Source organism: Staphylococcus sp. GDY8P67P, assembly GCF_017892545.1.
Lineage (GTDB): Bacteria > Bacillota > Bacilli > Staphylococcales > Staphylococcaceae > Staphylococcus > Staphylococcus ureilyticus.
Window position 1 is genome coordinate 69,239 of record NZ_JAESLH010000030.1, and the last position, 24,858, is coordinate 94,096.

Annotated in this window: 27 protein-coding genes and 2 tRNA genes; 26 read left to right on the forward strand and 3 right to left on the reverse strand. The window is 31.7% G+C overall.

Going from position 1 to position 24,858, the window contains the following annotated elements:
• The first annotated feature begins 53 nt into the window (after window positions 1–53).
• From tenA to yidC, 5 genes are all read left to right on the forward strand, one after another.
• Window positions 54–743: a thiaminase II gene (tenA, locus tag KA833_RS12400; protein ID WP_046207769.1), complete on the forward strand. Its 690-nt coding sequence runs from the start codon at window positions 54–56 to the stop codon at window positions 741–743.
• Window positions 736–1,557, forward strand: a complete 822-nt coding sequence (thiD, locus tag KA833_RS12405; RefSeq protein WP_210128431.1) for a bifunctional hydroxymethylpyrimidine kinase/phosphomethylpyrimidine kinase — start codon at window positions 736–738, stop codon at window positions 1,555–1,557. Before tenA ends, thiD begins: the two co-directional genes overlap by 8 nt.
• Window positions 1,550–2,329: a hydroxyethylthiazole kinase gene (gene thiM / locus KA833_RS12410; RefSeq protein ID WP_070657416.1), complete on the forward strand. Its 780-nt coding sequence runs from the start codon at window positions 1,550–1,552 to the stop codon at window positions 2,327–2,329. Before thiD ends, thiM begins: the two co-directional genes overlap by 8 nt.
• A 2-nt stretch (window positions 2,330–2,331) precedes the next feature.
• A complete protein-coding gene (gene thiE / locus KA833_RS12415) occupies window positions 2,332–2,970 on the forward strand; it encodes a thiamine phosphate synthase (protein ID WP_070039511.1) in 639 nt (212 codons plus the stop codon).
• 86 nt (window positions 2,971–3,056) lie between these two features.
• Entirely contained in the window at window positions 3,057–3,926 is an 870-nt protein-coding gene (yidC, locus tag KA833_RS12420) for a membrane protein insertase YidC (RefSeq protein WP_046207772.1), read from the forward strand.
• Window positions 3,927–4,124: 198 nt separating this feature from the next.
• Here the strand turns inward: yidC and KA833_RS12425 are convergent, their stop codons facing one another.
• The gene (locus KA833_RS12425; RefSeq protein ID WP_064209849.1) at window positions 4,125–4,769 is read right to left on the reverse strand and encodes an HD domain-containing protein; all 645 of its coding nucleotides are present in this window, start codon (window positions 4,767–4,769) and stop codon (window positions 4,125–4,127) included.
• 277 nt (window positions 4,770–5,046) lie between these two features.
• On the reverse strand, window positions 5,047–6,531 hold the full coding sequence (gene cls / locus KA833_RS12430; RefSeq protein ID WP_210139571.1) for a cardiolipin synthase: 1,485 nt from the start codon (window positions 6,529–6,531) through the stop codon (window positions 5,047–5,049).
• 140 nt (window positions 6,532–6,671) lie between these two features.
• On the opposite strand from cls, the gene csoR reads away from it, so the two are divergent.
• The 3 genes from csoR (at window position 6,672) to KA833_RS12445 (ending at window position 7,584) form a co-directional block, all read left to right on the forward strand.
• Window positions 6,672–6,965: a copper-sensing transcriptional repressor CsoR gene (csoR, locus tag KA833_RS12435; protein ID WP_046207775.1), complete on the forward strand. Its 294-nt coding sequence runs from the start codon at window positions 6,672–6,674 to the stop codon at window positions 6,963–6,965.
• Between the two features lie 14 nt (window positions 6,966–6,979).
• On the forward strand, window positions 6,980–7,186 hold the full coding sequence (csoZ, locus tag KA833_RS12440; protein WP_046207776.1) for a putative copper chaperone CsoZ: 207 nt from the start codon (window positions 6,980–6,982) through the stop codon (window positions 7,184–7,186).
• Window positions 7,187–7,443: 257 nt separating this feature from the next.
• Complete coding sequence (locus tag KA833_RS12445) at window positions 7,444–7,584, forward strand: Lmo0850 family protein (protein ID WP_099091318.1); 141 nt, start codon at window positions 7,444–7,446, stop codon at window positions 7,582–7,584.
• Between the two features lie 266 nt (window positions 7,585–7,850).
• Here the strand turns inward: KA833_RS12445 and KA833_RS12450 are convergent, their stop codons facing one another.
• On the reverse strand, window positions 7,851–9,038 hold the full coding sequence (locus KA833_RS12450) for an FtsW/RodA/SpoVE family cell cycle protein (protein WP_070657370.1): 1,188 nt from the start codon (window positions 9,036–9,038) through the stop codon (window positions 7,851–7,853).
• Between the two features lie 259 nt (window positions 9,039–9,297).
• On the opposite strand from KA833_RS12450, the gene KA833_RS12455 reads away from it, so the two are divergent.
• The 18 genes from KA833_RS12455 (at window position 9,298) to KA833_RS12540 (ending at window position 24,825) form a co-directional block, all read left to right on the forward strand.
• Window positions 9,298–10,368 carry a D-alanine--D-alanine ligase gene (locus KA833_RS12455; protein WP_046207778.1) on the forward strand — a complete coding sequence of 357 codons (1,071 nt, stop codon included), beginning with the start codon at window positions 9,298–9,300 and terminating at the stop codon, window positions 10,366–10,368.
• Window positions 10,369–10,380: 12 nt separating this feature from the next.
• Window positions 10,381–11,736 carry a UDP-N-acetylmuramoyl-tripeptide--D-alanyl-D-alanine ligase gene (locus tag KA833_RS12460; RefSeq protein WP_210128432.1) on the forward strand — a complete coding sequence of 452 codons (1,356 nt, stop codon included), beginning with the start codon at window positions 10,381–10,383 and terminating at the stop codon, window positions 11,734–11,736.
• A 389-nt stretch (window positions 11,737–12,125) separates the two neighbouring features.
• Window positions 12,126–13,640, forward strand: a complete 1,515-nt coding sequence (gene cshA / locus KA833_RS12465; protein ID WP_046207780.1) for a degradosome RNA helicase CshA — start codon at window positions 12,126–12,128, stop codon at window positions 13,638–13,640.
• A 221-nt stretch (window positions 13,641–13,861) separates the two neighbouring features.
• Window positions 13,862–14,341: a PH domain-containing protein gene (locus KA833_RS12470; protein WP_046207781.1), complete on the forward strand. Its 480-nt coding sequence runs from the start codon at window positions 13,862–13,864 to the stop codon at window positions 14,339–14,341.
• Window positions 14,334–15,839, forward strand: a complete 1,506-nt coding sequence (locus tag KA833_RS12475; RefSeq protein ID WP_204179715.1) for a PH domain-containing protein — start codon at window positions 14,334–14,336, stop codon at window positions 15,837–15,839. Before KA833_RS12470 ends, KA833_RS12475 begins: the two co-directional genes overlap by 8 nt.
• Window positions 15,832–16,323, forward strand: coding sequence for a PH domain-containing protein (locus KA833_RS12480; RefSeq protein ID WP_046207783.1), 492 nt, complete (start codon window positions 15,832–15,834; stop codon window positions 16,321–16,323). The genes KA833_RS12475 and KA833_RS12480 overlap by 8 nt, the downstream gene beginning before the upstream one ends.
• 34 nt (window positions 16,324–16,357) lie before the next feature.
• On the forward strand, window positions 16,358–16,708 hold the full coding sequence (gene acpS / locus KA833_RS12485; RefSeq protein ID WP_046207784.1) for a holo-ACP synthase: 351 nt from the start codon (window positions 16,358–16,360) through the stop codon (window positions 16,706–16,708).
• 106 nt (window positions 16,709–16,814) lie between these two features.
• Entirely contained in the window at window positions 16,815–17,963 is a 1,149-nt protein-coding gene (alr, locus tag KA833_RS12490; protein WP_064209856.1) for an alanine racemase, read from the forward strand.
• Window positions 17,964–18,050: 87 nt separating this feature from the next.
• Window positions 18,051–18,221 carry a type II toxin-antitoxin system antitoxin MazE gene (gene mazE, locus KA833_RS12495; RefSeq protein WP_046207786.1) on the forward strand — a complete coding sequence of 57 codons (171 nt, stop codon included), beginning with the start codon at window positions 18,051–18,053 and terminating at the stop codon, window positions 18,219–18,221.
• Entirely contained in the window at window positions 18,218–18,580 is a 363-nt protein-coding gene (locus KA833_RS12500; RefSeq protein ID WP_019468010.1) for a type II toxin-antitoxin system PemK/MazF family toxin, read from the forward strand. The genes mazE and KA833_RS12500 overlap by 4 nt, the downstream gene beginning before the upstream one ends.
• Window positions 18,581–18,922: 342 nt before the next feature.
• Window positions 18,923–19,924: a SpoIIE family protein phosphatase gene (locus KA833_RS12505; protein WP_046207787.1), complete on the forward strand. Its 1,002-nt coding sequence runs from the start codon at window positions 18,923–18,925 to the stop codon at window positions 19,922–19,924.
• 68 nt (window positions 19,925–19,992) lie between these two features.
• The gene (locus KA833_RS12510) at window positions 19,993–20,319 is read left to right on the forward strand and encodes an anti-sigma factor antagonist (RefSeq protein ID WP_046207788.1); all 327 of its coding nucleotides are present in this window, start codon (window positions 19,993–19,995) and stop codon (window positions 20,317–20,319) included.
• 1 nt (window position 20,320) lies between these two features.
• On the forward strand, window positions 20,321–20,803 hold the full coding sequence (rsbW, locus tag KA833_RS12515) for an anti-sigma B factor RsbW (RefSeq protein ID WP_064209857.1): 483 nt from the start codon (window positions 20,321–20,323) through the stop codon (window positions 20,801–20,803).
• Entirely contained in the window at window positions 20,778–21,548 is a 771-nt protein-coding gene (gene sigB, locus KA833_RS12520) for an RNA polymerase sigma factor SigB (protein WP_210128433.1), read from the forward strand. Before rsbW ends, sigB begins: the two co-directional genes overlap by 26 nt.
• 143 nt (window positions 21,549–21,691) lie before the next feature.
• Window positions 21,692–23,842, forward strand: coding sequence for a Tex family protein (locus KA833_RS12525; protein WP_210128434.1), 2,151 nt, complete (start codon window positions 21,692–21,694; stop codon window positions 23,840–23,842).
• Window positions 23,835–24,287, forward strand: coding sequence for a SprT family protein (locus tag KA833_RS12530; RefSeq protein WP_064209859.1), 453 nt, complete (start codon window positions 23,835–23,837; stop codon window positions 24,285–24,287). The genes KA833_RS12525 and KA833_RS12530 overlap by 8 nt, the downstream gene beginning before the upstream one ends.
• Before the next feature lie 346 nt (window positions 24,288–24,633).
• Window positions 24,634–24,716: transfer RNA gene (locus tag KA833_RS12535), tRNA-Leu, on the forward strand.
• Between the two features lie 35 nt (window positions 24,717–24,751).
• Window positions 24,752–24,825 (forward strand) — tRNA-Gly (locus KA833_RS12540).
• The last annotated feature ends 33 nt before the right edge of the window (window positions 24,826–24,858 follow it).

The following is a 24,858-nucleotide window of genomic DNA, read 5'->3' on the forward strand; positions in this document are numbered from 1 at the left end:
AATAAACTACATTCCTACGTGGGATGTAGTTTTTTTAATTAGGAGGGCTAAATTTGTTATTTTCACAGGAATTAAAAAAAGCTTCACAACCAATTATTGAGGATATCTATAATGATCCATTTATCCAAGAAATGTTGCATGGTACGATTTCTGAAGAGGCTTTGAAATTTTATTTGAGAGCAGATGCTTCTTATTTAAAAGAATTTGCAAATATATATGCATTGTTAATACCAAAAATGAGTAGATTGGAAGAGGTTCAATTTTTAGTAGAACAAATACAATTTATAGTTGATGGTGAAGTAGAAGCACACGAAATCTTAGCAACATATGTACAACAAAACTATAGTGAAATCGTTCAAGAAAAAGTTTGGCCACCAAGTGGAGATCATTATATCAAACATATGTATTTCAATGCCTATTCAAAAGAAAATGCTGCATATACAATTGCAGCAATGGCACCTTGTCCATATGTGTATCAAGTGATTGCTAAAGAAGCGTTGAAAGACAGTGAATTAAATAAAGACTCAATTTTATCAAAATGGTTTGAATTTTATAGTACGGAAATGGATGAATTGGTAAATATTTTTGATGAATTAATGGATCGATTAACGCAAAATCTTGCAGTTGAAGAAAAAGAAGCAATAAAATCTTGTTTCTTACAAAGTACGATACATGAACGAAATTTCTTTAATATGGCATATATACAAGAAAATTGGTTATACGGAGGTCAAAATAATGAATAAACCTAAGATTGCGTTAACGATTGCTGGAACAGATCCTACCGGTGGTGCAGGTGTCATGGCAGATTTAAAATCATTCCATGCATGTGGTGTATATGGTATGGCTGCAATAACAAGCATTGTGGCTCAAAATACTAAAGGCGTACAACATATTCATAATCTAGATTCACATTGGTTAGAAGAGCAAATGGAAAGTGTATTTTCAGATGAACTACCACATGCTTTGAAAACTGGGATGATTGCATCTAAAGAAATGATGGAGATTATTCAAATGTATTTAAAAAAATACGACAATATTCCATATGTTATCGATCCAGTTATGTTAGCAAAAAGTGGTGATTCTTTGATGGATGATGATGCTAAAGCAAACTTACAAAATATTTTATTGCCTTACGCTACAATAGCGACGCCTAACTTACCAGAAGCTGAAGAAATTACAGGTATTACAATTAATGACCAACAGTCGATTTATCAAGCTGGCAATATATTTATCAATGAAATTGGTAGCAAGGGTGTTGTTATAAAAGGGGGACATTCAAGTGATAAAAATACAGCTATAGACTATTTATTTACACAAGATGATGTGTTTACCTTTGAAGAACCTAGATATGATACAAAACATACACATGGTACAGGATGTACTTTTTCAGCTGTTATTACTGCAGAGTTAGCAAAAGGTAAATCGATGTTCGATGCAGTTCAAAAAGCGAAGAAATTTATTTCACTTAGTATTAAACATACACCAGAAATTGGTTTAGTTAGAGGTCCAGTAAACCATTTTGCATATATGAAGGAAGTTGGTTTAGATGATGAATAATTTAGAAAAATTAAGGGCGGATCAACCGCTTGTCATTTGTTATACAAATGATGTAGTTAAAAATTTTACTGCAAATGGTTTGTTAAGTCTTGGTGCTAGTCCAGCAATGAGTGAGGCGCCTGAAGAAGCACATGATATGCTGACAGCTGCAAACGCTTTGTTAATAAATATTGGTACGTTAACAAAAGAAAGAGAACAAGATATTTTAAAAATCGCCAAAACAGCGAATCATCTTGGCAAACCGATTATATTTGATCCTGTTGCTGTAGGTGCTTCACAATACCGCAAAGATTTTTGCAAAAAGTTTCTCAATGAAATAAAAGTTACTGTTATTAAAGGAAATGCTTCTGAAATTTTAACGTTAATTAATAGCGATACTAAAATGAAGGGAACTGACAGCGATAGTAGTTTAGATTCAGTATCAATTGCAAAAGAAGCACGCAAACACTTTAATACGTCGATTGTCATAACTGGCAAAGAGGATGTTATTGCTCAGAATGAACGCATATTTAAACTATCTAACGGATCTCCATTATTGGCAAGAATAACTGGTGCTGGTTGCTTATTAGGAGCAATAGTAGCAAGTTTTGTTGACTCAGAAACCCCATCTATAAATGCGTTAATAGAAGCGGTCTCTCTCTATAATATCGCTGCAGAAAAAGCTGAACAAATTTCAGCAGGACCTGGTAGTTTTAAAGTAGAATTGTTAAATGCATTGTATAATATGACCTTTGAAACTGATATACAATATCAAAATAAGCAAGAGGTGTAACTATGTTTAATAAAGCGTATTTAAAGCTATATTTTATTTGTGGTACACAAGATATACCAAAACAAACATCAATCATAGATGTTGTGACTGAAGCTTTAGAATCAGGAATTACAATGTTCCAATTTCGAGAAAAAGGGGACGGTTCATTAACAGGAAATGCCAAAATTGAACTTGCACAAAAATTATTATCTTTATGTAAAAGTTATCATGTTCCTTTTATTGTTAATGATGATGTAGACTTAGCAAAAGCAATAGATGCTGATGGAATACATGTAGGACAAAATGATGCCAATATTGATGCATTCGCCAGTACATTTAGTAATAAAATTATAGGTCTTAGTGTAAGTGATTTAGAAGAATATCAAGTATCGGACTTAACCAATGTTGATTATATCGGTGTTGGACCGATGTATCATACGGGCTCAAAATCAGATGCTAAAGCTCCAGTGGGCCCAGGAATGATTCAAACATTAAGAACTAAAGTTCAAGATTTTCCAATCGTTGCAATTGGAGGTATTAATACAAAAAATGCTCAAATCATTATGAATCATGGAGCAGATGGATTATCAATTATTTCTGCAATCTCGAAAAGTTCAAATATCCAAGAAACTGTACAACAATTTTTACAAACTGTTGAATAATGCGGAAAATTTCTTTTTTTGTTTTCTACTTTCCTTTGAGTATGATAAAATAAATTTTATGTGAATATATCATTAGAGGTGGAAAAATGAAAAAGAAAGCGCTACTACCTTTATTATTAGGTGTAATGGTCCTTTTAGCAGGCTGTGACTACTCTAAACCTGAAAATAGAGATGGATTTTTCTTTAATACGTTTGTAGAACCAATGGACAAGTTAATTCATTGGTTGGGAACAAGTTTCAACAATGATTATGGTTTAGCAATAGTAGTACTTGTATTGGCAATACGTGTTGTATTATTGCCTTTCATGTTATCAAACTATAAAAATAGTCATATGATGCGAGAAAAAATGAAGGTTGCAAAACCGGATATTGATGCAGTTCAAGAAAAAGTTAAGCGTTCTAGAACGCAAGAAGAAAAAATGGCTGCAAACCAAGAAATGATGGAAGTATATAAAAAATACGATATGAATCCAATGAAGAGCATGTTAGGTTGTTTACCAATCTTAATTCAAATGCCAATCATTATGGGCTTATTCTTCGTATTGAAATACCCGTCAAGTGGTGGATTTACGGAACACCCAAATTTCCTTTGGTTTAACTTGTCTCAACCTGATATTTGGATTACTGTTATCGCTGGTATTTTATACTTCTTACAAGCTTTTGTATCAAGTAAGAGTATGCCAAATGAACAACGTCAAATGGGTTATATGATGATGATTATTTCTCCAATTATGATTGTTTGGATTTCTTTAAGTTCTGCGTCAGCATTAGGTCTTTATTGGTCAGTCAGTGCGGCATTCTTGATTGTACAAACTCAAGTTGCCAACATGTATTATTCTAATCTTGCTAAAAAAGAAGTTGCTCCAATGATTGAAGCAATGAAGAATAATAATTCTGAAAAAGCTAGCAAAGGTAAAAACACGCAAGTAGCACCTAAGAAATCTAAAAAGAAATAATGCATTACATCATTAATTTAAATGATAGACCTGGTACATAATATATAGCAGGTATAAAGTTTAGAAGCACTTGAGATGATTATCTCAAGTGCTTCTATTTTTTATATTTAAAATAAATGTATCTTAGTTTCGAAAGTGACGTAGCTATCTAATATATAAAGATGGTCTACAAAGTCTGGAACAAACATACTTGAATTTTTAAAAATACCATTCTTTGAAAAAAGTATCTACATAATTTTTCATAAATTCATGTCGTTGTTGCGCTAAATTTTTTGCTGTTTGAGTGTGCATGAGTGATTTAAGTTTAAATAATTTTTCATAAAAGTGTTTTATTGCAGAAGGTTTCCAATCAAAATATGATTGATTAGATTTTTTTATATTATTGGATTGTTGGTCAATCCACATAGGTTCACCAAAATGACCTGCAAATTGAAATGTGCGTGCTATACCAATTGCACCAATCGCATCTAAGCGATCAGCATCACGAACAATTTGTCCTTCAATCGATAATTTAACATGATCATTTTTACCATTTTTATAACTGATATGTTCAATAATATGTAACACATCTTGTTGTATTACGAGATCAAGTTCCAAACCATTGAGGAATTGTGCTAACTTTACTTTTGCTTCTTTAGTATTTGTAAGTTTGCTATCGATAGTATCGTGTAAAATACTTGCTAATTGTATGGTGAGTAAATGACCTTGTTGTTCATTGTTAGCAATATATTCTGCTAATCTTGTTACGCGTTGTATATGTGCAATATCGTGCCCGGTTGTATCATCTTTATGAAAAAGTTTCATGTAGTTTTGCGCTTTAGTGATTATATCTTCATTAGTCATATCAAGTTGCCTCCATTTTGACAAAAAACTAAACTAAATTATTAATTGAGATTTAATTGTTATAAAATTATAAATAATACATTGATGTGTTTAAATAGTGGGTGATCAACAATCTTTCTAAGATGAAAGTATTAAGTGTTTTTACTAGAGTGACAAAAAGCATGTATATACTTTAAGCTTTTACAAGCGTAGAAATACATTTTTTAATTCGGTTGTTTATAATTACTAAGATTAAAAATGTCCGAGACATATGATAAGTCTCGGACTGATAATGATTCTATAAAATCGGAGATAATAATCTTGAAATGCCTTCTTTAAATTTGACCCATAAACTTCTCTGTTCATATAGTGCTTTAGTTAATCTATAAGAGACATTTAAATCTTTTTCAAAAGCCATTCTTAAAGCTTTAGCAATATGTGGGTCATAGATGAATGCGTTTATCTCAAAGTTTAATGTGAAGCTGCGGTGATCCATATTTGTTGTTCCAACACTGGAAACTTCATCATCAATGACGAGTGTTTTAGAGTGTAAGAAACCATTATTGTAGTGAAAGATATTCACACCAGCATCTAATAAAGAAGCAACGTTATTGTATGTTGCCCAATAAACAAAAGGATGATCCGGTTTATTAGGTATCATGATATTTACGTTCACGCCACCTAAAGAAGCAATTTTAACAGCATCTAAAAATGCTTGATCGGGAATAAAATAAGGCGATTGTATATAAATGGAATGCTTTGCTGAAGCAATCATTTTTAAATAACCGTATTTTATTTGTTCCCACGTTTCATCAGGTCCACTAGAAGCAATTTGCACACCCGTCGTACCACCTGAATCTACGTCTGGAAAATAACGTTCTTCATATCTTAAGTTATCACGTGTTGAGTGTGAGTTCCAGTCAAGCATAAAACGAAGTTGTAAAGCGTTAACAGCATCACCAACGATACGGAGATGTGTATCTCTCCAGTACCCAAATTTTTTCTTAAGTCCCAAATATTCATCACCGACATTAAATCCACCTACGTAACCAATATGTCCATCGATAACAACAATTTTTCTATGATTTCGATTATTCATTCTCAAATTGATTAATGGTAATTTAGATGGAAAGAATGCTTCAACGAGTCCACCTTTTTTTCTAAAAGCTTTAAAGTCTTTTATAGATAAACCTCTAGAACCCATATCGTCATAAAGCATTTTTACTTCGACACCTTCGTCAAGCTTATGTTCTAATGCAGTTAATATTCGTTTTCCTAGATAATCATTACGGAAAATATAGTATTGAATATGTATATAATCTTTGGCATTATATATATCTTCAATAAGTGCACCAAACTTTTCTTTTCCGTCTATAAAGATGCTTATATCATTATCAGTAGTTAAGAAAGCCGCATTATTATACAATAACATTTGAACCATATCTTTAAATTTTACGATTTGATGATTGCCTTTAGAAAAATCATCATTTTTCAAGGCTTCTAGTTGTTCATTTACAATCATTTCAATGCCGACTTTATCTTCTTCATCTAAACTAAAGATATGTTCGCGTTGGATTTGGCGACCAAAAAGTAAATACACGATAAAACCTAAAATAGGTATAAGCCCCAAAACCAATATCCATGCCCAAACAGAACCAGCAGATCGTCGCTCCATAAAGATAATTGTAAATGCAAAGATTAGGTTTAATATAAATGCGCCAATCAGAATAACATTAATGATGACGTTTGTATGGTTGTAAGTTATAGCAAAAATATCTATCATATTAAACCTCCAAATTGCTATTCAATTAATTTACAATTGATAAATTCTTCATCATTGTAACATGGTACCACGTTTTTATCACTTGACTAATACCTGATAGGGGTATATTATAAATGTATATTAAGAGGGGGCGTTGGATTATGGCAGAAATGCAAAAAGCGCATCATTCTGAACAAATTAAATCAAATTTAAAATCTCGTTTAAATCGCATTGAAGGACAAGTAAGAGCGATCAATCGTATGATTGATGAAGATGTATATTGTGATGATGTGCTTACACAAATTAGAGCGACAAGATCAGCACTTAATAGTGTTGCTACGAAATTATTAGATCACCATATGAAAAGTTGTATTATGGATAAAGTGAACCAAGGTGAGCAACAAGAAGCAATGGATGAGTTGTTGGTAACTTTCCAAAAGTTAATGAAAGATTAGAACAGGTGACGCCAATGGAATCACAAACGATTTATTTACGTAAAATAGATAATAAACAAGATAAGCTTCAAATAGAAAGAACATTATCACAAATCATCGGTGTGAATCATGTTTCAGTTGAAATTGAAAAAGCACAAGTGTTTATAGAATTTGAAACACCAGCAAGTTTAAACAATTTAGAAAAAGACTTATATGATTTAGGATTTGAAATTTTGTATTAAATCAACTTCAGTCATTGAAATGTTATCTTTCTCATATCATGTTATAAAGTACAGGGTGAAACAATCAATAGACTGACTGGTATTGATTTATATTCTGTTTTTGTTTTTATTGCTTATAATAATTATAAGTGAATGTTTTAAAATTACGTAATAAAACAAAAATTATTTTATAAGATAAAGAAAATTTCAATAACATGTAGTAATTCGGAAATAAATAGGGTAAGATATAATAGAAGCTAGAATTTAGGAGTGATGATATGAGTAAAGATAACGAAAAAATTCAAAATGTAGTTAAACTATTATCATCATTAGGGGTAAACATAAAGAAAACTAAATCAAGATTAGAAGTTATGCATACTTTACCAACGACTGTGAAAACCGCTAACGAATTGAAATAGTGCGTTACCCATACAAAGATTAAAAGCATATATGCAAATTTAAGAGGCTGAGACATTGATTGTCTCAGCCTCTTATTGTTAAAGCAGCAGTTAATCTTGACTTGAAGAAATGGTACGGTGAAGCCTTATTAAATAAATTGATTTTCTACTCATTCCATTTTAGTGTGCCGTGTTGAACGATAAATTTATAAAAAACAAAAGCGTTGAAAACTTTTTAATCTAAGAGTTTTCAACGCTTTTTAAATATGTCAATGCAAAACAAATAGCTATTTGTTTTGCGTTGTATATTGTCTAGATTGGTGATAATAAATTGATAATATCACGCCAATACCACACATTAAACTCCATAATGAGCTACCACCATAACTAATAAATGGCAATGGTATACCCGTAATTGGTAATAACTGAATGGTCATACCAATATTTTCTAGGATATGGAATAGAATCATTGTCGTAAATCCAATGATGAAAATTTTACTGAACGGTAATTCAATTTTAGTAGCAAGTCTTACTAAGTGAAAAATAAATGCAAGAAAAATCAATAGCAAAATGACTGAACCAATAAAACCAAATTCTTCCCCAATAACTGAGAAAATAAAATCCGTATGGTTTTCCGGAATATAAACTTCACCTTGATTGAACCCTTTACCAAATAGTTGTCCAGAACCAATCGCTTTAAGTGATTCTGTTAAATGAAATCCATCACCACTACTATAAGTATAGGGATCAAGCCACGAATTGATACGACTTAATTGGTAAGGTTGAATGCCGAAACTATTTTCTAAAATAGAAGGTTTATAAATCACTGATAATATCACCGTAGAAGCAATAACGACTGACCCTATTAATATAGGTGCTAGTATCTTCCAAGTGATTCCACTGATTATCATAACACCGACAATAATCGCAAAGATAACTAGTGTTGTACCTAAATCATTTTGCAATAATATAAGTACCATAGGGATAAAAGCTATACCGATAATTTTAAAGAATAATTTAAAGTCAGTTTCTAAAGATTTGTTAAATGTAAATTGGTTATGTTTAGTTACAATTTTGGCCAAAGCTAAAATCATAACTATTTTCATAAATTCGGATGGTTGAACACTAATTGGTCCAAACGTATACCAACTTTTTGCCCCGTTAATAATCGGTGTGATAGGTGTTTCTGGAATAATTAGTAATAACAACAATGAGAAACAAAGTATAATATAAAGTAAATATGTATATTTCATAAGTTTTTTAGGTGAAATTAGCATTATTAGAAATGCGATAATCGCCCCAAAAACATAATATAGTATCTGGCGTATACTAAAGTTAGCGCTATATTGACCTCCGCCCATTGCAGAACTAATAAACGTAATACTTATGATTGCTAGTAATGCGATGAAGCCAATTAAAATCCAGTCTATTTTTCGGATCCAATGATTATTTTTTGATTGACGTGAAGTATTCATTTCTTACTCCTTTGGAAAACTATTATTTCAATTACTTGTAGTATATATAGATTTTACCGAACTTTATACGATTTTGCTAGAAGTAGGGTATGTAAAACTTAAATAATTATTTTAAGTGTCATTGAAGTTTTCACTTTAAATACTTTAAAAACTTCAATATACTTATAAAAAACAATTATTTTACAACTACATAACAAATGCAAAATGCTAATAAATCGTGATATGATGTAGTTTAAGAATTCTATATGGAGGCTAAAATATGGCTAAAGAAAATGTTTGTATCGTATATGGAGGGAAAAGTGCTGAACACGATGTATCAATATTAACAGCACAAAATGTCTTAAATGCGATTGATAAAGAAAAATATCAAGTGGACATTATTTACATAACAAACGATGGAGATTGGAAAAAGAAAGAAAATATCGTAGATCCTATAGATGACATAGATGCGTTACGATTAGCAGATGTTCCTGCCGGAGAAATCTCCAAATTATTAAATGAAGGCAGCCTTGGCACAGCATATAGTGCGGTTTTCCCATTACTACATGGACCGAATGGTGAAGATGGAACAATTCAAGGTTTATTTGAAGTGTTAGATATTCCATACGTTGGTAATGGTGTGCTAGCAGCCTCAAGTTCAATGGATAAGCTTGTGATGAAACAACTCTTTGCGCATAGAGGCTTACCTCAATTACCATATGTAAGTTTCTTAAGAAGCGAATATCAAAAATACGAAAATAATATTTTGAAATTAGTACATGACAAGTTAGAATATCCTGTATTTGTGAAACCTGCAAATTTAGGATCAAGCGTAGGTATTAGTAAGTGTAACGATGAGGAAGAGTTGAAACAAGGTATAGAAGAAGCATTTCAATTTGATCGTAAATTAGTAATTGAGCAAGGCATCAACGCTAGAGAAATTGAAGTGGCTGTCTTAGGTAATGACTACCCAGAAACGACTTGGCCGGGAGAGGTAGTTAAAGATGTGGCATTTTATGATTACAAAGCTAAGTATAAAGATGGAAAAATCAAATTGGATATTCCAGCTGACTTGAATGATGATGTAAAAATGACTTTAAGAAATATGGCTGTAGAAGCATTTAAAGCAACAGATTGTTCAGGATTATTGCGCGCTGATTTCTTTGTAACGGAAGATAATCAAATTTTTATAAACGAGACAAATGCTATGCCTGGTTTCACAGCTTATAGTATGTATCCAAGTTTATGGGAAAACATGGGCGTAAGTTATGCAGAACTCATAAGTAAATTAATTGAATTAGCAAAAGAAAAACATGAAGATAAAAAGAAAAATAAATATAAAATTGATTGAGGCGGTTAAATCATGATTGAAGTAACTTTAGAACAAATTCAAGATTGGATTCCATGCGAGATTGATAATGACTATTTAGATTACACAATTAAAGGTGTTTCTATAGATTCAAGAAAAATCGACGAACAAAATTTGTTTATTCCTTTTAAAGGAGAACATGTCGACGGACATAAATATGTGAATCAAGCATTGGAAGATGGTGCGGGAGCGGCATTTTGTCAGAAGGACAGTGTTTTAGCCCCTCAAATTTCTGGACCTATTATTTGGGTAGATGACACATTGGAAGCATTGCAGCAGTTAGCCAAAGCCTATTTGGCATTTGTTAATCCATTTGTGATCGCTGTTACAGGTTCTAATGGTAAAACAACGACTAAAGACATGATAGAAAGTGTATTAAAGCCTCAATTTAAAGTGAAAAAAACACTAGGAAATTATAATAATGAAATCGGTATGCCGTTAACCATTTTGCAATTAGATCAAGATACTGAAATTTCTATATTAGAAATGGGTATGTCTGGTTTTCATGAAATTGAAGCATTATCACAATTAGCTAACCCAGATATTGCAATTATTACTAATATTGGTGAATCACATATGCAAGATTTAGGATCGCGTGAAGGTATAGCGAAAGCTAAAGCGGAAATTTCATTTGGTCTTAAACCTCAAGGTCTATTTATCTACGATGGAGATGAGCCATTATTAAAGCCTCATGTCGATAAATTAGTAGATATAGATTTAATGAGTATAGGTAAAAAAGAAAATAATGATTTAGTTTGTAAAATTGACAATATAGATGATACTGGTATTATTTTTAATATTAATGAAAATGAGCATTATGAATTACCAATTTTAGGTGAACATAATATGAAAAACGCAACTATAGCTATAGCTGTTGGTAAACGGCTTAATCTGAGTTATGAAACGATACATCAAAATATTCAAGCGGTTCAACTTACAGGTATGAGAATGGAACAACACCATACCGACTCCGGTACGCTTGTTATCAATGATGCTTATAATGCTAGTCCAACTAGTATGAAAGCCGCTATTGATACACTCAGCAGTATGGGAGGCCGCAAGATACTTGTGTTAGGTGATGTCTTAGAATTAGGGCCTAATAGTCAAACAATGCATGAAGCGGTTGGTGATTATTTAGTTAATAAACAAATCGATGCGTTATATACTTATGGAACAGAAGCGGGTCATATTCATCGTACAGGCAAAGCGTTTGTAAAATATGCAGAACATTTTACAGATAAAGCTGCACTGATCCAGTCATTAAAATCAAATACTGAACCACAAGATAAAATACTAATTAAAGGTTCAAGAGGGATGCAATTAGAAGAAGTTGTAGATGCCTTAATTTAAAATTATTAACACCACATTTCATATCACTTTTATTAGTGGGAAAGTGGTGTTTTATTTTGTTATAAATAAAATAGATATTTCGATAGTTAGTAACTTGAACTAGTTCATTTAAGTTACTATTTTTAAAAATTACTAAAAATTATCAATATAAATAAATCTACAATTTTTTTCGTAAACAAAAATAAATACTGGTAAATATAATTAAACGCTTACAACCTATATATCACAGTATTTTCTCAGTTTACTTTGATTATTAATGAGGTGAATTATGTCATTATAATAAATTTGGTTTATTGCGATTATAGACTTGAGGTGGTACTATAAAGAAGTTGAAGAAACTTAGATGAACATATATGTAGAGAAATACAGATAAATAAAGGAGAATTATATTGCAAAATTTTAAAGAATTAGGGATCTCAGATAAAACGGTAGAAACCCTAGTATCAATGGGGTTCGATGAGGCCACTCCTATACAAAAAGAGAGTATCCCTCTTGCCTTAGAAGGTAAGGATGTTCTTGGTCAAGCGCAAACAGGTACAGGAAAAACAGGCGCTTTTGGTATTCCACTTATTGAAAAAGTGGCAGGACAAGATGGAGTTCAATCATTAATATTAGCACCAACTAGAGAATTGGCGATGCAAGTTGCTGAATCACTTAGAGCATTTGCGACCGGCCAAAATGTACAAATAGTAACTGTATTTGGTGGAATGCCAATAGATCGTCAAATTAAATCACTTAAAAAGGGTCCACAAATTGTTGTAGGTACACCTGGACGTGTTATTGATCATTTAAATCGTCGTACGTTAAAAACAAACACTATTCATACATTAATATTAGATGAAGCAGATGAAATGATGAATATGGGCTTTATTGATGATATGAAATTTATTATGGATAAAATACCAGCAGAACAACGTCAAACAATGTTATTTTCAGCTACAATGCCAAAAGCTATTCAAACATTGGTACAACAATTTATGAAATCACCAGAAATTGTTAAAACTATGAATAATGAAATGTCAGATCCTCAAATAGATGAATATTACACAATTGTAAAAGAATTAGAAAAATTTGATACATTTACAAATTTCTTAGATGTACATCAACCTGAGTTAGCAATTGTTTTTGGTCGTACTAAGCGTCGTGTTGACGAACTAACAAGTGCGTTAATTTCAAAAGGATATAAAGCTGAAGGTTTACATGGCGATATCACACAAGCTAAACGTTTAGAAGTATTGAAGAAATTTAAGAACGACCAATTAGATATCTTAGTTGCTACAGATGTTGCAGCAAGAGGACTCGATATATCAGGTGTAAGCCATGTTTATAACTTTGATATACCTCAAGATACTGAAAGTTATACTCACAGAATTGGCCGTACGGGTCGTGCTGGTAAAAAAGGTGTAGCAATTACTTTTGTTAACCCAATTGAAATGGATTATATCCGTCAAATTGAACAAACGAACAAACGACAAATGACTGCATTGAGACCACCGCATCGTAAAGAAGTGCTTAAAGCACGTGAAGACGACATTAAAGGTAAAGTTCAAAACTGGATGTCAAGAGATAGCGAACCAAGACTGGAACGTATTGCAACAGAATTACTGGAAGAATATAATGATGTAAATTTAGTAGCAGCATTATTGCAAGAGTTAGTTGAATCAAACGATGAAGTTGATGTTCAATTAACATTTGAAAAGCCATTATCTCGAGGCAAAGGTCGCCAAGGTAAAGGTGGACCAAAACGTGGTGGAAACCATAAACGTGGTGGCGGCAAATTCGATAGCAGAAATCGTCGTCCAAATAAAGGCGGCTTCAACAATAAAAAGAAAAATGATAGATCATCAGATAGAAACAACAAAAAATCAATGAAGGGTCGCACATTCGCAGACCATAAAAAATAAAATACTTTATCATATATGAATTTTAGGTTTAGTCACTCCAATTTATTGGAGTGATTTTTTTATATCTAAAATCGATTCAATCACATAAAAGTGATTAGAAAAAGTGGGAAATTAAAGTGATGATAAAAATATTAGAATAATCATTGCCTTCTACGACGATAATGAAGCAAACATGTCCCTATGTTATAATGAATTGAAAAAATTTATGGAGGAGTGTAATTATGACTAACGACCAACAATTTAGGCGCAGCCCTAAACAAGCGATGAGATATTATTACATACTAGAAGCTCTTGAATTGATTGTTAGTTTATTATTTATGATTGCATTAGTATTTTTATGGAATCATTATAATTGGTGGCATTTTTTAATTTACATATTTATTGCAATAACGATTTTTGATGTAATATATATGCTGTTGAGACCTTGGTTGAAGTATAAATATACTTTTTACTGCGTCAAAGACCAATATATTGAAATCAAAACAGGAATATTTTTTAAAAAGAATGAAATTGTTAAATATGAGCGAACGCAATTTTTAAAAAGAAAAAGCAATCCATTATTAAAACAATTACATATATCAAGGCTAACTTTGGTGACAGCTGGCCACTCACTTGATTTCCCGTTGATGTTAACAAAGGAAATTGAAGTATTTGAACATAATATTTTAAAATACTTACGAGGAGCTGATTATGATGTATAGTCCTCAAAAATTACATCCAATTTCATACATAACTGGAATAATAGAGGCGATTAAACAAAATATTATTTTGATTTTTATTTTTTTAGTGTTTAATTTACGCAACTTTGATTTTACGGATTATAAATCATATATCTATCCAGGCATTGTTACTATTATCTTTCTGATTTCGTTTATAATACAAATATTAAAGGTTTATAACACTAGATATTGGATTGAAAATGATCATTTTATTTTAGCCACTGGTATTTTTAGTAAAGAAAGGAAAGAGTTAAATATACGCAGAATTCAAACGTTAGATACTTCACAAGGTATTATTAATCAAATTGTGGGTGGGGTAATACTTCAAATTAAAACGCCTAGTGATGGTATAGAGTTAGACACTGTATCCAAAAATCAAAGTGATTTTATACAGCAAACATTAAAAGAAAAACAGCAAAAACTGACTCAAAATAGCGAAATCATTGACAACAATAATTCTTTTGCAGAGCAGGATGCTGAAAAAGAACAAAAAATGCAGTCGCCAGCTATGAATATTTATAAATTAAATTTTAAAGAACTTTTATTTATGGCTTTAACAAGTGGTGTCATTGGTGTAGCTTTTGCAACATTGTCACCAGTCATGTTTGCATTAAGTGATATTTTACCTTGGCATAAAATTACCAATACATTTTCTGAAATTTTTCAGACTGCTTTTATGATTATTTTAATGATTGTTGTCTTGATCATTGTAGTGAGTTATATTTTTGGCACTATCATAGAAATAGTTAGAAATTTTAATTATACGGTTAAGCAACAAGGTACACAGTTAAATATTCAATATGGTTTGTTTAATGTCAAAAGTATTACTGTACCAACTGACCGTGTGCAAGCGATTGTAGAACGTCAATCATTTATAAGAAAGTTATTTGGCTATACTTCAATTCATTTTGTAATTACGAGTGATATGGATGGTGTTGATAAGGATGATGTTACTCTAGGCGGCAATGTAATGATTTTACCATTTATTAAGAGGCAAAAAGCATTTTATCTGATAAAGCACCTGATACCAGACATGAAATTCACTGAACCAAAACTAGGCATGCCTTGGAGGGGATTTCATAGGTATTTTTGGAGAGAATCACTAGTATTACTTATCGGTGCTACGATTGCTACTTATTACTGGTCTGTTTGGTCATTTGTTATTGCAGGGTGCCTAATATTAATAATGATTCTTCACAGTTTTATCGTTATTAAATCCTCTGGTTTAAACTTAAATCACGATGAATTAGTTGTGCGGAATGTAACTATGTTTGGATTTAAAAACACATATTTTAAACACAACAAATTGTTAGGTATGGAAATGTCAGAAAATCCGTTTCTTATTCGAAGTAACCTAGCAAACTTTAAATTTATCATTGCTAAAGCGGCTGGCAGTGCAGAAATAGGGTTAAAATATAGTGAAGTTAGTCATGTGGAAAAACTAAAATCATGGTATTTGAGAGGTGATTTTGATGAATGAATATAATTATATGGATCCATCAGGCAAAACAGTCATTTGCATTGCTTCAATAATTACTGCAATTTTATTAATTTTGGCTTTATCAATCATTACAGTAATAGATAAGGTATGGTTACATTTCATAAGTTCTAAAGTCATGTTTTGGTTATGGACGATTAATATCATAATTGCATTCATTGTTATCATTATCGGTGGTATGATTAGACCGATTTATAAATATAAAATATTTAGATATAAGTTAGAAAATCAAGAAATCACGGTTAGAAATGGCTTGTGGTTTATTAATGTAGTGAAAATTCCTTTGTTTCGTATTCAAAATGTCGATACCCATGAAGGTATCTTAATGAGAAAATATAATTTGGCGAGTTTAACCTTGTCGACAGCCGGTGGAAATACTGAAATAAAGCTAATTGACAAAAATAAAGCAAATACATTGAAACAAGAAATAAAAAAAGGTAATCATTCTATGCCACAGAATTTATAATAAAAAACTTGTCATAGAAAGGCAGGAGTAGCTAATGATACATGGTATAGGCGTTGATTTAATAGAAATAGCTAGAATAAAAAAACTTTACTATAGACAAGACAAATTGGTAGAACGTGTATTGTCAAAAAATGAGCAACAACACTTTCATCAATTTAAAAGTGAAACGCGTAAAATAGAATTTTTAGCGGGAAGATTTACCTGTAAAGAAGCTTTTAGCAAAGCGCTCGGTACAGGACTTGGAAAAACTATAGCATTAAATGAAATAGATTGTTTTAATGATGAACTTGGAAAACCATGTATACATTATGATGGTTTTACAGTTCATGTAAGTATTTCACACACAGAACATTACGCAATGAGCCAAGTCATTATAGAAAAATAAAAAACGATTTTAATATAAAGTTTTGGCTATCTTTATTTAATTGTTATAAAATTAATTTAATGTATGTCAAAGTGTAACTTTATTTTTGAAATGGAGGTCTCGTTTAATGACTGATAAGTATTATAGATCCACATATTTAAACGTAGATTTAAATGCAATTGTGGCAAATTTTCAAGTTTTCCAAAAATTACACCCAAATAAAACGGTGATGCCAATCGTAAAAGCGAATGCTTATGGCCTTGGCAGCGTGAAAATCGCACGTTACCTTATGGATCATGGCGCTGATTTTTTTGGCGTAGCAACTTTGGATGAAGCGATAGAATTAAGAATGCACGGTATAGATGCTAAAATTTTAATATTAGGAGTTATACCTACATATAATATTAATAAAGCCATACAACATCGTGTAGCAATCACAATTCCATCAAAAGCATGGTTAGTTGAAGCGTTAAAAGAAATTCCAGAAGATAACGACAAAGATTTATGGTTACATGTAAAAATAGATACTGGCATGGGAAGATTAGGTATTAAAGATGCAGCGGAATATAAAGAAGTTATTGAGTTAATCCATAACCATGATCATTTAGTATTTGAAGGGGTATTTACGCATTTTGCATGTGCAGATGAACCTGGAGAATCAATGAATCAGCAACAAAGTTTATTTGAATCAATTGTCAATGAAGAAGAAAAGCCACAGTATATACATTCGCAAAATTCTGCAGGCGCATTAATGAAAGATAGCCAATTCTGTAATTCAGTGCGGGTGGGTATATCATTATACGGTTATTATCCTTCAAGTTATGTTAAAGACAGTGTGAAAATACATTTAAAACCAAGTGCGCAATGGATTAGTGAAATTGTACAAACAAAAGTCTTGCAACCAGGCGAATCTGTGAGTTATGGCAGTATTTATACAGCGACAGAACCTACAAAAATAGGTATTATTCCTGTTGGTTATGCAGATGGATTTCCAAGAATGATGACCGGATTTAATGTAAATGTTAACAGCAAACAATGTGAAATTATTGGAAAAGTTTGCATGGATCAAATAATTATAAAAATTCCAGAAGAAATTCAAACTGGTGATAAAGTGATATTGTTGGATCATCATTCAGACAGTGAACAATCTGTGGAAGCGCTGGCATATCAACAACATACTATCAATTATGAAGTTTTATGTCGCTTAAATAGGAGATTGCCACGTATCTATTATGGTACTCAAGACCTAGAAATCCTTAATGAATTACTAAAATAGTATAGTCACTGTATTTAAAATTTGTTATTATATATCTAACAAGAAATCTCAATATATTCTATTTTAGTCACATGGAGGTCTTTATTCATGGCAAGTTTTAATCAAAGCAGAAATCATAGTATTGAACAACTATTAAAAGAAGGCTATTCGCAAATGGCTGACTTGAATCTCTCCCTTGCGGCGGAAGCATTTCCATTTGAATGTGAAGCTTGCGATTGCAATGAAGTCTACATTATATCTAAGAATAACAATGAATGATGAGAAGAGGAGACGTTTATTTAGCTGATTTGTCACCAGTACAGGGTTCTGAACAAGGGGGAATAAGGCCCGTAGTCATTATACAAAATGATACTGGTAACAAGTATAGTCCTACCGTAATTGTAGCTGCAATTACAGGTAGGATTAATAAAGCTAAAATACCTACACATGTAGAAATAGAAAAAAGCAAGTATAAACTCGACAAAGATTCTGTTATATTGTTAGAGCAAATACGGACGTTAGACAAGAACAGATTAAAAGAAAAACTGACATATCTATCTGAAGAAAAAATGCAAGAAGTTAATAATGCTATAGATATTAGCCTAGGTTTACATAATATTAGAAATCATAGAACATAATTTTTAAAAGTGAGCGTAATAAAATAACGAATAACAGACATCAATTCCTTATACATGCAACAAACACTTAATTCCAAGATAATTTGAAATAGAACAGAGAAAATAAAGCGTGTGTTTGTAATCAAATATTTATGAATAGGATGTTTAAGTTGAAAAGCTTTAGGTTATCCTAAAGCTTTTTTCGATATCAACGTAAAGTATGTATTTAAAAACATCTCACTTTGCTAGAAACAAAACTGTATTGCTTGATTAAATATTTAATACACATACATATAACAGAATATATTCTTGTTAAAACCGATGTATGCGATTTATATTTGCATTTTGAGGAGGAAATACTGAGTGAAAGAGTTCAAAAATCAATATAAAGCGCTAATTGACGAAAGTCTACACACAGTAAATGAGACAGATTTATTAAAAAAGTGTGAAGGCTTCACCGAAGAAGTGAAAAGAAAAGACTTGCTACCAGAAGATATCGTTGAAATTCATAAAAATTATGTTCAAGCATTAGAGTTAAGTAGTGAACAAATTTCTAAAACATTCAACGTACTTAAAGAAGTAGTAAAAGGATTTGGCTATAATTATAGAGATTATCAAGATCTTGTAAATCGATTACAATATCATGATAAAGAAATCGACTTAGCATCCCGTTTACAGCAAACGATGCTTAAGACAGATATTCCTCAATTCGATAGTATTCAAATCGGTGTAATTTCCGTAGCTGCGCAAAAGGTTAGTGGCGATTACTTTAATTTAATAGATCATAAAGACGGTACGATGAGTTTTGCGGTAGCAGATGTTATAGGTAAAGGTATACCTGCTGCCTTAGCTATGAGTATGATCAAATTTGGTATGGATTCATATGGGCATTCCCAATTGCCAAGCGATGGTCTTAAACGATTGAATCGCGTGGTAGAAAAAAATGTGAATCAAAATATGTTCGTAACGATGTTTTATGGACTGTATGAAGAATTAAACCACTTGTTATATTGCAGTTCTGCTGGCCATGAGCCAGGGTATATTTATAGAGCTGAAACCGAAACATTTGAGGAAATTAAAGTGAGAGGTCGCGTTTTAGGTGTTAGCCAACAAACACGATACAATCAACAAGAAATACCCGTTCATTTAGATGACTTAGTTATCATTTTTACAGATGGTGTCACAGAAGTAAGAAATGAAGCTGGTGACTTTTTAGATAAAAGTTATTTACTAGATATGATAAAAAAGTATAAACATATGCATCCACAAGACATTGTTCAACTTTTATATGAAGCAATTTTAAAAATTCAAAATCCAGAAAAAAGAGACGATTTAACAATATTGATAATAAAAAGAGTGAATTAGATAAGATTAATGTTTAAAATAAAAGGGTATAACGGTTATTAATGAGACTATGCTTAGGAGTGTAATTTATGAATCTAAATATTGAAACAATATCACATGATACACATTATGAAGTTAAAGTTGGCGGAGAATTAGATGTTTATACTGTTCCAGAACTTGAAGAAGTACTCATGCCGATGAGACAAGAGGGAACGCATGATATATATGTAAATTTAGAAAATGTTAGTTATATGGATTCAACCGGTTTAGGACTATTTGTCGGAACATTAAAGGCTTTAAATCAAAATGATAAAGAATTATATATATTAGGTGCTTCAGATCGAATAAGTCGACTATTTGATATCACAGGTTTAAAAGATTTGATGCATGTTAATGAAGGAACGGAGGTCGAATAACATGCAACTTAAACAAGATTATATAGAAATGCGTTTACCAGCATCAGCAGAGTATGTAAGCTTAATACGTTTGACTCTATCAGGTGTATTTTCACGGGCTGGGGCGTCATATGACGATATAGAAGATGCCAAAATAGCAGTGAGCGAAGCAGTAACAAATGCAGTAAAACACGCATATAAAAACGATGCTACGGATGTAGGAATGATTAACCTTTGTTTTGAAATTTTTGATGATAAAATTAAAATAGTAATTTCCGATCAAGGGGAAAGTTTCGATTATGAAGAAACAAAAGCAAAATTAGGACCATATAAAGACAATGAAAATATAGATTTCCTTAGAGAGGGAGGTCTTGGTTTATTTTTAATTGAATCTTTAATGGATGAAGTTACAGTGGATAAAAACTCTGGTGTAACCATTAGCATGATTAAGTATATAAAAAAAGAGCAGGTGCGAAATAATGGCGAGAGAGTCGAAATCAGTTAATGACGTATCACCTGAACAAATCAACCAGTGGATAATGGAGCATCAAAATAATGAGAATTCAGATGCTCAAGATAAACTTGTTAAACATTATAAAAAGTTGATTGAATCATTGGCATATAAATATTCAAAAGGTCAATCTCATCACGAAGATCTCGTTCAGGTTGGTATGGTTGGTTTAATTGGTGCAATTAACCGATTCGACCTATCTTTTGATAGAAAGTTCGAAGCTTTTTTAGTACCAACTGTAATTGGTGAGATTAAGCGTTATCTACGTGATAAAACGTGGAGTGTGCACGTTCCTAGGCGAATTAAAGAAATCGGACCCCGTATTAAGAAAGTGACTGATGAATTGACAAATGAGTTAGAGCGCTCACCTTCTATTGCTGAAATTGCCGATAGGTTGGAAGTCAATGAAGAAGATGTGCTCGAAGCTATGGAAATGGGTCAAAGTTATAATGCATTAAGTGTAGACCATTCCATTGAAGCGGATAAAGACGGATCGACTGTTACATTATTAGATATTATGGGGCAACAAGATGATAATTATGATTTAACTGAAAAGCGTATGATATTAGAAAAAATACTCCCAATTTTATCTGAACGGGAAAGAGAGATTATACAGTGCACATTTATTGAAGGTTTAAGTCAAAAAGAAACAGGTGAAAGAATAGGTTTAAGTCAAATGCATGTATCCCGGTTACAACGAACAGCAATTAAGAAACTTCAAGAAGCAGCAAAACAATAAAATATATGCTTAAAGCAGAATTCATTTAATGAATTCTGCTTTTTTATACTTCGATTATTTTTAGGAAAAGAATCAAGATAACGTTATATGTTAGAATATATAAGTATTAGTAATAAATTTTTTATTTATGAGTGGAGGATACTATGGATAGTAATTTAATACAATCTATAAAAGAAAAATATAAATTTTCAAGTAAACAAATTAATGCAGTATTAACGTTGCTTGAAGAAAAAAATACAGTACCATTTATTGCACGCTATCGTAAAGAACAGACTGGCGGGTTAGATGAAGTAGAAATAAAACAAATTAATGATGAATATCAATATATGGTTAATCTTCAAAAAAGAAAAGAAGAAGTTATACATAATATAGAAGAACAAGGTTTACTGACTACAGAATTAAAAAATGACATTTTAAAGCAAACAAAGCTACAAAGAGTTGAAGATTTATATAGACCTTATAAACAGAAAAAGAAAACAAGAGCTACGGAAGCGAAAAGAAAAGGTTTAGAACCTTTTGCAAAATGGCTCAAAAATCCTAGTTTAGAAATGACAATAGAAGAAAAAGCAACTCAATTTTTCAATGAAGAAATAAAAAATATAGAACAAGCAATACAAGGTGCGCAAGATATTATTGCAGAAAAAGTTTCAGATGAACCTAAATATAGAACTAAAATACTTAAAGATACTTTCCAGCATGGCAAAATTGTTACACAAAAGAAAAAGAATGCTGAGGATGACCAAGAGATTTTTTCAATGTATTATGATTATTCAGAACCAATTAAAAAAATTGCAAATCATAGAACATTAGCAATCAATCGGGGAGAAAAAGAAAAAATACTATCAGTTAAAATAGATATAGATATTCAAGGCATTGAGAATTTTATTCGTAAGCATGAAATGATTCATCATCATGAAGGTTCAACAATTATTGAAAATGCGATTGCTGATAGTTTGAAAAGACTAATCATGCCTTCGATTGAAAGAGAGATAAGAGGTGACCTAACAGAAAAAGCTGAAAAACATGCTATTGATGTATTCAGCGAAAATTTAAGAAATTTATTATTACAACCACCAATGAAAGGGAAACAAATTCTAGGAGTGGATCCTGCTTTTAGAACAGGTTGTAAATTGGCTGTAATAAATCCTTTTGGCACTTTTATAGCTAAAGGAGTAATATACCCACATCCACCAGTAAATAAAAAGGAAGACGCGGAGAAAACGTTTGTTCAGTTTGTAAATAACTATGATGTTGATTTAATTGCTATCGGTAATGGTACAGCTAGTAGAGAAACAGAACAATTTGTAGCTTCAATGATTCAAAAACATAAATTAAAAACACAATTTATAATTGTTAACGAGGCTGGAGCTTCTGTTTATTCTGCTTCAGAAATCGCTCGTTCAGAGTTCCCAGATTTTCAAGTAGAAGAACGTAGTGCTGTTTCGATTGGAAGAAGGGTACAAGATCCGTTAAGTGAGCTTGTAAAAATTGACCCAAAATCAATTGGTGTTGGTCAATATCAACATGATGTTAACCAAAAAGCATTGGAGGGCGCGTTAACTTTTGTTGTCGAAACAGCTGTTAACCAAGTAGGTGTTGATGTAAATACAGCTTCACGCTCACTATTGCAATATGTGTCGGGTCTGTCTTCGACTATAGCCCAAAACATAATTTTATACCGTGAAGAAAATGGGCCTATTAAACACAATAAGGATATTGCCAAAGTAAAAAGGTTAGGTGCTAAAACATTTGAACAAAGTATTGGTTTTTTAAGAATTATCAATGGTAGTGAACCTTTAGATAATACATCAATTCATCCAGAAAGTTACCAAGCAACTTATCAATTGTTAAGTGAGATTGGTTTTAGTGCAGATGATTTAGGAAAAGCTGATTTGAAAACAGCTTTAAATCATGTGGATTTGACTGACATGGCTACAAAGCTAAACATTGGCGAACCTACCCTTGAAGATATTATCAAGTCGTTAATTGCACCAAATAGAGATCCACGTGATGAATTTGAGACACCAATATTAAAATCGGATGTCTTATCGATTGAAGATTTATCGAAAGATATGAAGTTAAGTGGAACTGTAAGAAATGTGGTTGACTTTGGAGCCTTTGTTGATATTGGTGTTAAACAAGATGGCCTTGTACACATTTCAAAATTATCTAAAAAATTTGTTAAAAACCCAATGGATGTTGTCAGTGTTGGAGATATTGTTGATGTTTGGATATTAGACATTGAGGACAAGAAAGGGAAAGTATCACTAACTATGATTGATCCTCATGGATAATGAAAAATTACAAAGCATGACAGAGTCTATTTCTATCACAATTTTTAAAAGGCCGTTTAAACATAAAGCTTATTTTAATAAACGACTTAGAACAACTGGGGGTCGTTATATACTGAATACACACAATATAGAAATAAATGCAAAGCAATATGACGCTTTCGGTGAAAAGGCAGTTATTGATATTATTAAACATGAATTATGTCATTACCATCTTCATATACAAGGAAAAGGATATAAACACAAAGATAAAGATTTCAAGTTACTCAGTGCGCAAACAGGTGCCCCGAGATTTTGTTCAGCAGTTGAAAGCTATGAGAATCGAGTTAGGTACATCTATAAATGCTCAAACTGTGGTGTGAAATATGCTAGAATAAGAAAAGTGAATTTAAATAAAATGCTTTGTGGACATTGCAAAGGGAAATTGATAGAACAAAGCCATTTTTAAATAGTGAATTTAAGTAGCAAGAGAGCTGATACTTTTCAGCTCTTTTTTATTTAAGAATCACTTTACACGTTTGATATTAAAAAGACGATATAATTATGTGAAATTTGTGCATTTAATTAGATAAAATAAATAAAAATGAATATTTTACTCTAATTCGTTATTTGTATGTGTTGACGATATATAATTTATGTTATATGATATTAAACGTTGCGAAAATAATATGAAATTAAATGAAGGACTTATTAAGTTTGTTAAAGAAATTTTAAAAACTTATTGACAAAACATTTCAAACATATTACAATTGAGTACGTTAACTTGATGAACGGAAAATTTTAGCGTCAACCGAGCGGCCGTGGCGGAATGGCAGACGCGCTAGGTTGAGGGCCTAGTGGGATTTATCCCGTGGAGGTTCAAGTCCTCTCGGCCGCATCAAAATACATTACATATGATTTATATGAAAATATGCGGGTGTAGTTTAATGGCAAAACCTCAGCCTTCCAAGCTGATGTTGTGGGTTCGATTCCCATCACCCGCTCCATTATGAAATATTAAAATGAACATTGAAAACTGA